The 11,735-nt window shown below is 62.5% G+C and carries 13 protein-coding genes; 9 read left to right on the top strand and 4 right to left on the bottom strand.

Annotated features, from left to right (window positions below; genetic code table 11):
• Window positions 1-29: 29 nt before the first annotated feature.
• From IVB48_RS35820 to IVB48_RS35805, 4 genes are all read left to right on the top strand, one after another.
• Window positions 30-722, top strand: coding sequence for a GntR family transcriptional regulator (locus tag IVB48_RS35820; RefSeq protein ID WP_197031202.1), 693 nt, complete (start codon window positions 30-32; stop codon window positions 720-722).
• Window positions 723-801: 79 nt separating this feature from the next.
• The gene (oxc, locus tag IVB48_RS35815; protein WP_247359825.1) at window positions 802-2,535 is read left to right on the top strand and encodes an oxalyl-CoA decarboxylase; all 1,734 of its coding nucleotides are present in this window, start codon (window positions 802-804) and stop codon (window positions 2,533-2,535) included.
• Window positions 2,536-2,600: 65 nt separating this feature from the next.
• Window positions 2,601-3,878, top strand: coding sequence for a formyl-CoA transferase (gene frc, locus IVB48_RS35810; protein WP_247407663.1), 1,278 nt, complete (start codon window positions 2,601-2,603; stop codon window positions 3,876-3,878).
• Window positions 3,879-4,251: 373 nt separating this feature from the next.
• Window positions 4,252-4,434 (top strand): hypothetical protein, encoded by a 183-nt coding sequence (locus tag IVB48_RS35805; protein WP_007608360.1) that lies wholly within the window; start codon window positions 4,252-4,254, stop codon window positions 4,432-4,434.
• Between the two features lie 66 nt (window positions 4,435-4,500).
• On the opposite strand, the gene IVB48_RS35800 is transcribed toward IVB48_RS35805, so the two are convergent.
• The 3 genes from IVB48_RS35800 to IVB48_RS35790 form a co-directional block, all read right to left on the bottom strand.
• Window positions 4,501-4,725: a hypothetical protein gene (locus tag IVB48_RS35800; protein ID WP_027569146.1), complete on the bottom strand. Its 225-nt coding sequence runs from the start codon at window positions 4,723-4,725 to the stop codon at window positions 4,501-4,503.
• Window positions 4,726-4,779: 54 nt separating this feature from the next.
• Window positions 4,780-5,022, bottom strand: a complete 243-nt coding sequence (locus IVB48_RS35795; protein WP_007593322.1) for a hypothetical protein — start codon at window positions 5,020-5,022, stop codon at window positions 4,780-4,782.
• Between the two features lie 98 nt (window positions 5,023-5,120).
• Window positions 5,121-5,330 carry a cold-shock protein gene (locus IVB48_RS35790; RefSeq protein WP_007593324.1) on the bottom strand — a complete coding sequence of 70 codons (210 nt, stop codon included), beginning with the start codon at window positions 5,328-5,330 and terminating at the stop codon, window positions 5,121-5,123.
• A gap of 397 nt (window positions 5,331-5,727) precedes the next feature.
• Here IVB48_RS35790 and IVB48_RS35785 point away from each other — a divergent pair, with 397 nt between their 5' ends.
• On the top strand, window positions 5,728-6,171 hold the full coding sequence (locus IVB48_RS35785; RefSeq protein WP_247407661.1) for an SRPBCC family protein: 444 nt from the start codon (window positions 5,728-5,730) through the stop codon (window positions 6,169-6,171).
• Window positions 6,172-6,211: 40 nt separating this feature from the next.
• Here IVB48_RS35785 and IVB48_RS35780 read toward each other — a convergent pair whose 3' ends face one another.
• A complete protein-coding gene (locus IVB48_RS35780) occupies window positions 6,212-7,543 on the bottom strand; it encodes an Hsp70 family protein (RefSeq protein WP_247407659.1) in 1,332 nt (443 codons plus the stop codon).
• A 278-nt stretch (window positions 7,544-7,821) separates the two neighbouring features.
• On the opposite strand from IVB48_RS35780, the gene IVB48_RS35775 reads away from it, so the two are divergent.
• The 4 genes from IVB48_RS35775 (at window position 7,822) to IVB48_RS35760 (ending at window position 11,681) form a co-directional block, all read left to right on the top strand.
• Complete coding sequence (locus IVB48_RS35775) at window positions 7,822-7,959, top strand: hypothetical protein (protein ID WP_007593333.1); 138 nt, start codon at window positions 7,822-7,824, stop codon at window positions 7,957-7,959.
• A 252-nt stretch (window positions 7,960-8,211) separates the two neighbouring features.
• Entirely contained in the window at window positions 8,212-9,498 is a 1,287-nt protein-coding gene (gene oxlT, locus IVB48_RS35770; protein WP_027569143.1) for an oxalate/formate MFS antiporter, read from the top strand.
• A gap of 260 nt (window positions 9,499-9,758) precedes the next feature.
• The gene (gene oxlT, locus IVB48_RS35765) at window positions 9,759-11,081 is read left to right on the top strand and encodes an oxalate/formate MFS antiporter (protein ID WP_247407657.1); all 1,323 of its coding nucleotides are present in this window, start codon (window positions 9,759-9,761) and stop codon (window positions 11,079-11,081) included.
• A 174-nt stretch (window positions 11,082-11,255) separates the two neighbouring features.
• The gene (locus IVB48_RS35760) at window positions 11,256-11,681 is read left to right on the top strand and encodes a CBS domain-containing protein (RefSeq protein WP_247407655.1); all 426 of its coding nucleotides are present in this window, start codon (window positions 11,256-11,258) and stop codon (window positions 11,679-11,681) included.
• Window positions 11,682-11,735: the final 54 nt, after the last annotated feature.

Here is an 11,735-nt window from a genome sequence, read left to right as displayed (position 1 = left end):
TGCGGAAACCAACCAAGGCGTTGCCGAACATGGCCGAGGCAGATATCGCAATCGTTCGTATTGCCCCGGAGTCGAGCTTCAAGAACAAGGCGTATGACGCCTTGAAGGAAGCCATCCTCAAGATGGACATCTACTCGACGCCCGAGCCGGTGATGCTCGACGAGCGCGCGTTGTCCGAGCGCCTGGGCGTGAGCCGCACGCCGATCCGCGAAGCCATCGCGATGCTCGAGCAGGACGGTTTCGTGAAGACGGTTCCGCGCCGCGGCATCATGGTGGTGCGAAGGACCAAGAGCGAGATCGTCGACATGATCCGCGCCTGGGCGGCGCTGGAGAGCATGGCGGCCCGTCTCATCACCGCCACGGCGCGCAAGAAAGACATCACGGCGCTGCGCGACTACTTCAAGGATTTTGGCAAAGACCGCCTCCCCGAGGATCATGTCGAGGAATATTCGCGCGCCAACATCGCCTTCCACCAGGCGCTGATCTCGCTGTCGGAATCGCCGGTGCTGGTCGATCTCACCAACGACCTGCTGCTGCACGTGCGTGGCTATCGGCAACTGACCATCGGACGCAAGGACCGCACCGCGACGTCGTTACCCGAGCATCTCGGCATGATCGAAGCCCTGGAGGCGCGCGATACCGAACTCGCCGAGAAGCGCGCCCGCGATCACACCCTTGGCCTTGCCGCTTACGTCGAAGCGCATGGTCAGGAACTCTTCTAGCCAGCAACGTTCACCAGAAGGGCGAGGCATCGCCCCCAAAAGCCTGAAACGGCATCTTGAGATCAGGGAGACAAGGCCCATGCTGAATACCGCGACCAAGTCCGAAGCACCGGGCACCGAGCAGGAATTGACGGATGGTTTTCATCTCGTCATCGACGCGCTCAAGCTGAACGGCATCAACACCATCTACAATGTGCCGGGCATCCCGATCACGGATTTGGGTCGCATGGCCCAGGCGGCCGGTATTCGCATGATTTCGTTCCGCCACGAGCAGAACGCCGGTTATGCGGCGGGCATCGCCGGCTACCTCACCAAGAAGCCCGGCATCTGCCTCACCGTCTCCGCGCCCGGCTTCCTCAACGGTCTCACCGCACTCGCGCACGCCACCACCAACTGCTACCCGATGATCCTGATCTCGGGCTCCTCCGAGCGCGAGATCGTCGACCTCCAGCAGGGCGACTACGAAGAGATGGACCAGCTCGCGATCGCCAAGCCGCTGTGCAAGGCAGCCTATCGCGTGCTGCACGCCCAAGACATCGGCATCGGGCTTGCCCGTGCCATCCGTGCCGCCGTCTCCGGCCGTCCCGGCGGCGTCTATCTCGACCTTCCGGCAAAACTGTTCGGGCAGGTAATGAACGCCGATGCCGGCCGGAAGTCGCTGGTCAAGGTGATCGATGCGGCTCCCGCGCAGATCCCCTCGCCCGCTTCGATCAAGCGCGCGCTTGATGTTTTGAAGAGCGCAAAACGTCCGCTCATCATCCTCGGCAAGGGCGCGGCCTACGCGCAGGCCGATGAGGAGATCAAAACCTTCGTCGAGAAGAGCGGCATCCCCTTCCTGCCGATGAGCATGGCCAAGGGCCTCCTCTCCGATACGCATCCGCAGTGCGCAGGCGCCGCCCGCTCGACGGTGCTGAAAGAATCCGACGTCGTGCTGCTGATCGGCGCCCGGCTGAACTGGCTGCTCTCGCACGGCAAAGGCAAGAACTGGGGCGAAGCGCCCAAGAAGTTCATCCAGGTCGACATCGAGCCCAGGGAAATGGACTCCAACGTCGAGATCGTCGCGCCCGTCGTCGGCGACATCGGCTCGGTCGTCTCCGCCTTCAATCAGGCGATGGCTTCGGGCTGGACCGCCCCGCCGGCCGAATGGACCAAGGCGATTTCGACCAAGCGCGAAGAGAACGTCGCCAAGATGGCGCCGAAGCTCATGAACAACAAATCGCCGATGGACTATCACGGCGCGCTCGGCGTGCTGAAGAACGTCATCAAGGATCATCCCGAGGCGATCCTCGTCAACGAGGGCGCCAACACGCTCGACCTCGCCCGCGGCGTCATCGACATGTACAAGCCGCGCAAGCGTCTCGACGTCGGCACCTGGGGCGTGATGGGTATTGGCATGGGTCAGGCGATCGCGGCGGCTCTCGAGACCGGCCATCCCGTGCTCGCGGTCGAAGGCGACTCGGCCTTCGGCTTCTCCGGCATGGAGGTCGAGACCATCTGCCGCTACAATTTGCCGATCTGCGTCGTCATCTTCAACAATGACGGCATCTATCGCGGTACCGACGTCAACAGCGTCAACGCCGATCCGGCGACGACCGTGTTCGTCAAGGGCGCCCGCTACGACAAGATGATGGAAGCCTTCGGCGGCATCGGCGTGAACGCGACCTCGCCGGACGAGCTCAAGCGCGCCGTCAACGAAGCCATGGCCTCGGGCAAGCCGACGCTCATCAACGCCGTGATCGATCCAGCCGCCGGTTCCGAAAGCGGTCGCATCGGCAACCTCAATCCGCAGAGCGTTCTGCAGAAGAAGAAGTAAGCACTCCCCTTCAACCCATAAGGTCCCTGCGGGTGCAGGGGTAGATCAGAGTACGGAGCAACACGATGACAAAAGCGCTCGAGGGCGTTCGCATTCTCGACTTCACCCACGTCCAGTCCGGGCCGACCTGCACGCAGTTGCTCGCATGGTTCGGCGCCGACGTGATCAAGGTGGAACGTCCAGGTGTCGGTGACATCACCCGCGGCCAGCTGCAGGACATCCCGAACGTGGACAGCCTGTATTTCACCATGCTCAACCACAACAAGCGCTCGATCACGCTCGACACCAAGAACCCCAAGGGCAAGGACGTCCTCACCGAGCTGATCAAGAAGTGCGACGTGCTGGTCGAGAACTTCGGTCCCGGCGTGCTCGACCGCATGGGCTTCCCCTGGGAGAAGATCCAGGCGATCAACCCGAAGATGATCGTCGCCTCGATCAAGGGCTTCGGTCCCGGACCGTACGAAGACTGCAAGGTCTATGAGAATGTCGCACAGTGCACCGGCGGCGCCGCCTCCACCACCGGCTTCCGCGACGGCCTGCCGCTGGTCACCGGCGCGCAGATCGGCGACAGCGGCACCGGTCTGCATCTGGCGCTCGGCATCGTCACCGCACTCTATCAGCGCACCCATTCCGGCAAGGGCCAGAAGGTGACGGCCGCGATGCAGGACGGCGTGCTCAACCTCGCGCGCGTCAAGCTGCGCGACCAGCAGCGCCTCGCCCATGGTCCACTCAAGGAATACAGCCAGTTCGGCGAAGGCATTCCGTTCGGTGATGCCGTGCCGCGTGCGGGCAACGATTCCGGCGGCGGCCAGCCCGGCCGCATCCTGAAGTGCAAGGGGTGGGAGACCGATCCCAACGCCTACATCTACTTCATCACCCAAGCCCCGGTCTGGGAGAAGATCTGCGACGTGATCGGTGAGCCCTCCTGGAAGACCGATCCGAACTACGCCAAGCCGGCCGTCCGCCTGCCGCGCCTCAACGAAATCTTCGGCCGCATCGAACAGTGGACGATGACGAAGACGAAGTTCGAGGCGATGGAAATCCTCAACAAGGACGACATCCCCTGCGGCCCGATCCTGTCGATGAAGGAGATCGCCGAAGACCAGTCGCTGCGCGCGACCGGCACCGTGGTCGAGGTCGACCACCCCACCCGCGGCAAGTACATCTCGGTCGGCAACCCGATCAAGCTGTCGGACTCCGCGAGCGAGGTGGAGCGCTCCCCGCTGCTCGGCGAGCACACCGACGAGATCCTGCGCACCGTGCTTGGCTTCTCGGACCATCAGGTCGCCGATATCCACAAGTCCGGCGCGCTCGATCCGCCGCAAAAGCAGGCCGCGGAGTAAGCGGGCTTATCTCACGACGCGAAAGGCCGCCGGCTTCGGCGGCCTTTTTGTTGGCGCGCAAAGGCTGCATCGCACGATCGGCGCGCTTGCCGCGCCGCCAAGGCTGGATTAAAGATTGTTTCGCGAGGAACAGATGCGGTGGCCGGCCGTTACTCCTCGACCGGCGTGCTCCCGGGAATGCGAGCATGCCCGGAAAAGCCAGCATGCAATCTCCACGGCGAGTGCAGCACGCCTCGCAAAGACCCTGCCCCACGCTGAAGAACTGGTCGCCTCCGCTTCCGAGGATGGCAAGTCGGCCTTTCAGTTCGGGCACAGGTGGCGTCGCGTCCGGCACTCGCCAGGACCACGCTCGTTGATCAAATTGAGGGCTTAAATGTCGAAAGATCAATCCTCTGATCGCGCCAAGCGTGAAGCCAACAAGGCGTTCAAGCCTGCGACAACGCAGAAGCCGATCAATGACTATGCGAAGGACCAGAACTCCTTCAACGAGAATCGCGAACGGCTGAAAGCGGAGCGATTGGCTCGGGAGGCGAAGCCGGGAAGCGGCTCCGAATAAGAGCGTCGGTCCCAGACTCCGATCGCGGATTGCGCTGAAGGCGCGGCACTGAAATCTGCGCCTGCCCTACAGCATCGATAGCACGACGATTCCGTCTTCGACTGCACCAGAAGCGAGCCGCGCCCGCGCCATGCGCTCGAACTCGGTCCGGTTCTTGCGAAGATAACTGAAAGCCTGCTTCTGCGTCAGGAAGGTCGTCGCAAGACGGCACATCTGTCGTCCCGCGCCAAGCGCGAGAAAGAAGGTGATGGTGCCTCCGCCATCCGACTTGATTCTAGGCACGACCCGCACTCTTTGGCATGTGATCGACCCTCTCCGAGGTGTCGTCGGCGCAATGGAAGCCAGCTATGGCGTCACCTTCTTCTTGCGCTTCGTCGGGGTGGCGGCGGGCAATGATGCCTGAAGGGCGGCGTCTGCCGCTTCCTTGGCTTCGCGCAGCTCTCGAAGCCGCGCCATGTTTTTGCGAACATCGACGGCTTGCTTTCCAACATCCACCATCGCCCGAGCGCCTTCCTCTGCGGCCAACCGCTGACGGTTAGTACGCGCGATGCTTTCGGGTGACGGTTCGGCCGGTCTCTTGGCGCTCATTATTCACCCTGCTCTGCAACGGACAAAAACCCGCTCAATCCTGGGATCGAGCGGGTGGCATGGCCGTTTCAGCACATCCGTGAAACGGCACCAAGGCTTTAGGCCAGCGAGAGATTCTCGGCGCTGACCTTGCCCCGCATCTTGTCGGTCTTGAGCTCGAAGTTGACCTTTTGGCCTTCAGCGAGACCTGCAAGACCAGCCCGCTCGACCGCGCTGATGTGAACGAACACATCGTTGCCGCCGTCGTTCGGCTGAATGAATCCAAAGCCCTTCTGGCCGTTAAACCACTTCACAGTACCTGTCGTCATTTTCTTCTCCAAAGCGCATACGCGCAGGTTCCGCGTGCTCGTCACGCAGAACAAATTCTATTCGTCGATGTCTATGGAAAAGGAGCCCGCGGGCGCATTCAACAAGGCACAGCGGCTGAACGAACAGCCTCAACGTATACCACATCCTCGCTATTTGCAAGGCTTGGCCGAATTTAACGGCTCGGGAGCCCGGCGGTAGGCACAGGACGTGTGCTATTCGGCGCTCATCGTTCGCCGCCGGCGAGCTGCTTTGGGAGGGCTGCCGAGCGCCACATGCGTGGATCCATCAAAAAATTCGAGATGCCCCGTCGGATCGGCGGCACCTCGTCCGTCATCTGGACATGAACGGGCAATAGACGCTGACGTCGAGCCCGGCGCTTCACGAGGAAGACTGATCATGCCCAGCACTGTCCACCTGCACCGCGTTCTCACGACCAGCCCGCAGAAAGTCTATCGCGCCTTCCTGGAGGCGGATGCGCTGGCGAAATGGCTTCCGCCGAACGGCTTCACCTGCACCGTCCATCATTTCGAGCCCAAGGTCGGGGGCACGTTCAAGATGTCGTTCCGCAACTTCACGACGGGCAACAGCCACGCCTTCGGCGGCGAATATCTCGAGCTCGTCCCCGGCGAACGTCTCCGCTACACCGACAGGTTCGACGATCCCAATCTGCCGGGCGAGATCCAGGTCACCGTGATCCTGAAGAAAGTATCCGTCGGCACTGAGCTGGATATCACGCAGGCCGGCATACCCGACGTCATCCCGCTGGAGGCATGTTATCTCGGCTGGCAGGAATCGCTGCGCAATCTGGCGAAGCTCGTCGAGCCTGAGATCAAGCAATAGCGACCGGACGGGACTTAGGGGCGGCCGCGCGTACCGCAGGCTACGCGCCCGCCCTCGACTGGAGGCCGCCACTTGCGGTCCAGCGGTCGGGATCCGGGCTATGTCCGATCAAAGCAAGGCCGTAGGCGATCGACTCGAACTGGTCGCCTGACATCAGCCGTTCGTTGCCGAACCGCTCGGCGAACAGTCTTCGAACGGCTGGCACGAAGGACGTGCCGCCGGTCAAAAACACCTTCTCGATCTCGCGCGCGGTAATGCCGGCTTCGCCAAGCACCTTGTCGACGGTAGCCCCGAGCCTCGCGATATCGTCGGCAATCCAGGCTTCGAAATTCTTCCGCGTGATGGTCGAGCCGATGTCGACGCCACCGCCTTTGAAGCGGAACTCTACCTGGTCCTGCGCCGACAGTGCGACCTTGGCGTCGGACACCGCGCGGTACAGCGCAAAGCCGAGGTCGAGATCGACGATGGTGATGAAATCCTCGAGCAGAGCCGGCTTCACCGCGGTGCGCGCAAGCTCCCGGAGTTCGCGCAGGTCGCCGTTGCTCTTCATCATCGCGAGCTGATGCCAGCGCGCGAGATTGGTGTAGCGGCCGGTGGGGATCGGTAGCACCTTGTCGAACGAGCGGAAGCTCGAGCCCTTGCCCAGCCGCGGCGAGACGACGTGATCGACGATGCGGTAATCGAAGGTGTCGCCCGCAATCCCGATGCCGGCATGGCCGAGCGGCTCGGCGCGCAAGGCCCCGCCGGCACGCGAGAACCGCATCACCGAGAAATCGCTGGTGCCGCCGCCGAAATCCGCGACCAGCACGGTCGCATCGCGCTCCAGCCGGCGGGCGAAGGAGAACGCGGCTCCGACAGGCTCGTAGACGTAGCGGGCGTGGCCGGCGCCAAGGCGCTCGAACGCGGCCCGGTAACGTTGCATCGCCAGCGCCTCGTCGGGATTGCCGCCGGCGAAGCGGACGGGGCGACCGACCGTGATGGTGGACGTCTCGAAGCCGAATTTATCGCCGCCATGACGCGCCAGCGTCCGCAGGAACGCCGCCAAAATATCCTCGAACTTGTAGCGCTGCCGGAACACCTGGGTGGTGTTGAAGCTGGAGCTCGCGGCGAAGGTCTTGAACGACTGGAGGAAGCGGTAGACATGGCGGCCTTCGAGGAACTGCTCGATCGCCCACGGGCCGCCTTCGGCCTGGGCGCCGGCGCCCGGCCGGTCCTCCCAGAAACACAGCGCCGACACGAAGACGCTGTGGCGCTGTCCGCCATGGTCGAAGCGGATGGCCTCGACCCGGCGGTCGTCCGCTGCAAGGGCCACGACCGTGTTGCTGGTCCCAAAATCGATGCCGATCGAGACGGCGGGCGAGGCGCTCGACATGAACCACTCTGACAGATGATTGGAAGGGGGCAGACCACTAACGGCTTCGCGTGCCGCTGCCAAGGCTCCGTTTTTGGACATCGACGGTCAAATGGTTCAGTTTCGGCCGGTTTTGGGCATATCCCACTCAAATCGGCCCATTTAACGGACTATTATACTGCAATGCGAAGAGCTAAATGCTGCTATGCAATGGCATGCATAGACATTGGCATCTGGTATACATAAATTCCCCTTCGAAATGAGACAGCACTACTGACCGTCTCAGAAAGGGATTCCCGATGTCCAAGACCGCTTCCGTCGCTCTCGCCCCCTCCTCCTCGCTGTTCGCCCGCCTGATGGCCACGATCGACCGCCTCCTGATGGCGAGCGCCGAGATCTCGAATCACAACGGCGACCTGCCGCGCTTCGGCCTGTAAGCCGGGCAGCCCGCCCGCGCCTGCGCGCGCAGCGGGAGACGGTTTTAGATCAGTCCGCATACTACTTTTGATGAATGGCCCCGGATGACGGGGCCATTTCTACTTGTGCTGTCCTGAGTCACAGCCGCAACCGGGCAAGGTCCTGCGGCATTTGCGCACGGTGACCGGACCAGCGCTTGAAGCTTGGCATAATGCATACAAGAATGCCGTTCCAGCGCTCGCAGAAAAATGAGAGGCGCCACGGGAGGCTTTATGACGGACATGGTGCAAGCAACCGCCCCGACAGCCGCGCGCGTTAGCGACACGTATCGCTGGACGCAATTGGCGGTCGGTGTCGCGGCGATGGTGATGATCGCCAACTATCAATACGGCTGGACGTTCTTCGTCCCCGACATCCAGAAGAAGTTCGGCTGGGATCGTGCGTCGATCCAATGGGCCTTTACGCTGTTCGTGCTGTTCGAGACCTGGCTCGTCCCGATCGAAGGATGGTTCGTCGACAAATACGGTCCGCGCCTCGTCGTCCTGGTCGGCGGCGTGCTCTGCGCCGCCGGCTGGGCGATCAACGCGCAGGCGACCACGCTCAACGGCTACTATCTCGGCATGATCATCGCGGGCATCGGCGCCGGCGGCGTCTACGGCACCTGCGTCGGCAACGCGCTGAAGTGGTTTCCGGACAAGCGCGGTCTTGCCGCAGGCATCACGGCCGCGGGCTTCGGTGCAGGCTCTGCGCTGACCGTCGCGCCGATCCAGGCCATGATCAAGGACAGCGGTTTCCAGACCACCTTCCTCTATTTCGGCCTCGGACAAGGCATCATCATCTGCATTCTCGCCTTCTTCCTGCTGGCGCCCAAGGCAGGCCAGGTGCCCAGCGTGGTGGCGAACGCCAATCTGCAACAGACCCGCCGCAACTATCAGCCGACCGAGGTACTGCGTCAGCCGATCTTCTGGCTGATGTACTTCATGTTCGTGATCGTCGGCGCCGGCGGCCTGATGGTGACGGCCAATTTGAAGCCGATCGCGGCCGACTGGAAGATCGATAACGTCCCCGTCACGCTGATGGCGGTGACGATGACCGCGGTGACCTTCGCGGCCACGATCGACCGCGTGCTCAACGGCCTGACGCGTCCGTTCTTCGGCTGGATCTCCGACATGATCGGCCGCGAGAACACGATGTTCATCGCCTTCGGCATGGAAGGTATCGGCATCTGGATGCTCTACCTCTGGGGCCAGGATCCGCTCTGGTTCGTGCTGCTCTCGGGCTTCGTGTTCTTCGCCTGGGGTGAGATCTACTCGCTGTTCCCGTCGACCTGCACCGACACGTTCGGCGCCAAGTTCGCGACCACCAATGCGGGCCTGCTCTACACCGCGAAGGGTACGGCCGCGCTGCTGGTCCCGATCGGCAACTACATGCAGCAATCGTCGGGCAGTTGGGACAACGTGTTCATCATCGCAGCCGGCGCCAACATCCTGGCCTCGGCGCTGGCGATCGCGGTGCTCAAACCCTGGCGCAAGGTGGTGGTCGCGCAATCGACTGTCTGACGCGTTCCGAACGCGCCTTCTCGTGCAAAACGCCCGGCCTCATGGCCGGGCGTTTTCGTTTGCGCAACGTCTTCATGAGTCCGCCGTTCCCAAACGGAACCCCGCATATTTTTTGTCAGTGGGGCACCAAGATAGGGCTTGCAATCTGGAATATGGTATACCAAGGTCCTCATCGCGCTTGCGACGATAAGCCACAATATTGCGACATCAGGTCATCTTGCGATCGGTGTCGAACCAGACAGGCGCTTGGGAGGTTCTTGATGATTTCCAGCACCGATGGCGCTGTCACGGCCGCGCCTCTCCGCACAGGTTTCCGTTGGCTCCAGCTGGTCATGGGCATCGTCTGCATGGCGATGATCGCCAACCTGCAATATGGCTGGACGCTGTTCGTCGATCCGATCGATCATGCACACCATTGGGGACGCGCCGCGATCCAGCTCGCTTTCACCATCTTCGTCGTCACGGAAACCTGGCTGGTGCCGATCGAGGCCTGGTTCGTCGACAAATACGGCCCGCGCATCGTCATCATGTTCGGCGGCGTCATGATCGCGCTGTCCTGGATTCTCAACTCCTATGCCGATAGCCTCACCTTGCTCTACGCGGCCGCGATCATCGGCGGCATGGGCGCGGGCGCGGTGTACGGCACCTGCGTCGGCAATGCGTTGAAATGGTTTCCCGATCGCCGGGGCCTTGCCGCCGGTGCGACCGCCGCCGGCTTCGGCGCAGGCGCTGCACTCACCGTCGTGCCGATCGCGACCATGATCGCAACGAGCGGCTATCAGCACGCGTTTCTCACCTTCGGCATCGGCCAGGGCCTGATCGTCTTCGTGCTCGCCTTCTTCATCCAGCCGCCGCGGATTTCGATCCCGCCGAAGAAGAAGCAGCTCAATCTGCCGCAGACCAAGATCGACTTTACCCCGCCCGAGGTGCTGCGCACCCCTGTTTTCTGGGTGATGTATCTTGTGTTCGTCATGGTTGCCTCCGGCGGCTTGATGACCGCGGCGCAGATCGCCCCGATCGCGCACGACTTCAAGATCGCCGACACGCCGGTCACGCTCGCCGGCTTCCAGATGGCGGCATTGACGTTCGCGATCTCGCTCGACCGCATCTTCGACGGTTTCGGACGGCCCTTCTTCGGCTTCGTCTCCGACACGATCGGCCGCGAGCACACCATGTTCATCGCCTTCGGCACCGCCGCGCTGATGCTGCTGACGCTGTCGGCCTATGGCCACGTGCCCGTCGTCTTCGTGCTCGCCACCGCAGTCTATTTCGGCGTGTTTGGGGAGATCTACTCGTTGTTCCCCGCGACCTGCGGGGACACCTTCGGCTCGAAGTTTGCAACCACCAACAACGGCATGCTCTACACGGCGAAGGGGACGGCGTCCCTGCTCGTTCCGCTCGCAAGCGTGATCTCGGCCACCTATGGCTGGAAGGCCGTGTTCGTGGTCGCAGTCGCGCTGAACGCGACGGCAGCCCTGACGGCGCTGTTCGTGATCAAGCCGATGCGCCGCTCCTTCATCCTCGGCAAGGAAGCCGAGAGCGCCAACGCCGCGACGGGGAGCGCCAAGACCGAGACGGCATAACGAACACGCACCTTGCACGGATGAGAAGGGGCGCAGCGATGCGCCCCTTTCTTTTTGGCTCACGATAAATGTCAGCATTGCTGCCGCAAGAATTTTCGGATCAGCCAAACCGACGCTTGACGATTGGCATTATGTATACCACACTTGCCACATCATTCACCCAGGGAGGTTGCAATGCTGGTCGGAGACATTCTGCGCAAGAAGACACCGCGCGTTGTCACGGTGCGAATGAACGAAACGGTGGGTATCGCCGCCAAGCTGATGCGCGCCAACAACATCAGCGCACTGGTGGTGAAGGACGTGGTCCGCTCCGAGGGTAACACCGCGGTCGGCATGTTCACCGAACGCGACGTCGTGCGCGCGGTCGCTGAGCACGGCGCCAATGCCGTCAACGTCAAGGTCTCGCAGCTCGTCTCGGTGCAGCAACTCGTGTCCTGCACCTCGAGCGACACGATCGAGCACGTCCGCCATCTGATGAACCGGAATCACATCCGGCACCTGCCTGTCATCGACGATTACAGCCTCGTCTCGGTCATCAGCATGCGCGACATCACGGCCGTCATCGACGAAGCACTCAACGGCACGCCGCAAGCAGCTTAAAGCGCCTCACTTCCCCTGCGACTACCGGCCCCGGCTCGGACCCTTCCGAGCCGG

Source organism: Bradyrhizobium sp. 76 (assembly GCF_023073025.1).
GTDB lineage: Bacteria > Pseudomonadota > Alphaproteobacteria > Rhizobiales > Xanthobacteraceae > Bradyrhizobium.
Note: the sequence above shows the minus strand (reverse complement) of the source record. Positions and strands in the feature narration are given on the sequence as shown.

Bases quoted from the DNA above. Each gene is read 5' to 3' on its own strand.
- oxc (WP_247359825.1), top strand. From the start codon at position 802: ATGCTGAATACCGCGACCAAGTCCGAAGCACCGGGCACCGAGCAGGAA.
- IVB48_RS35785 (WP_247407661.1), top strand. From the start codon at position 5,728: ATGCCCAGCACTGTCCACCTGCACCGCGTTCTCACGACCAGCCCGCAG.
- IVB48_RS35790 (WP_007593324.1), bottom strand. From the start codon at position 5,330: ATGACGACAGGTACTGTGAAGTGGTTTAACGGCCAGAAGGGCTTTGGA.
- oxlT (WP_027569143.1), top strand. From the start codon at position 8,212: ATGACGGACATGGTGCAAGCAACCGCCCCGACAGCCGCGCGCGTTAGC.
- IVB48_RS35795 (WP_007593322.1), bottom strand. From the start codon at position 5,022: ATGAGCGCCAAGAGACCGGCCGAACCGTCACCCGAAAGCATCGCGCGT.
- oxlT (WP_247407657.1), top strand. From the start codon at position 9,759: ATGATTTCCAGCACCGATGGCGCTGTCACGGCCGCGCCTCTCCGCACA.
- IVB48_RS35780 (WP_247407659.1), bottom strand. From the start codon at position 7,543: ATGTCGAGCGCCTCGCCCGCCGTCTCGATCGGCATCGATTTTGGGACC.
- frc (WP_247407663.1), top strand. From the start codon at position 2,601: ATGACAAAAGCGCTCGAGGGCGTTCGCATTCTCGACTTCACCCACGTC.
- IVB48_RS35775 (WP_007593333.1), top strand. From the start codon at position 7,822: ATGTCCAAGACCGCTTCCGTCGCTCTCGCCCCCTCCTCCTCGCTGTTC.
- IVB48_RS35820 (WP_197031202.1), top strand. From the start codon at position 30: ATGGCCGAGGCAGATATCGCAATCGTTCGTATTGCCCCGGAGTCGAGC.
- IVB48_RS35760 (WP_247407655.1), top strand. From the start codon at position 11,256: ATGCTGGTCGGAGACATTCTGCGCAAGAAGACACCGCGCGTTGTCACG.
- IVB48_RS35805 (WP_007608360.1), top strand. From the start codon at position 4,252: ATGTCGAAAGATCAATCCTCTGATCGCGCCAAGCGTGAAGCCAACAAG.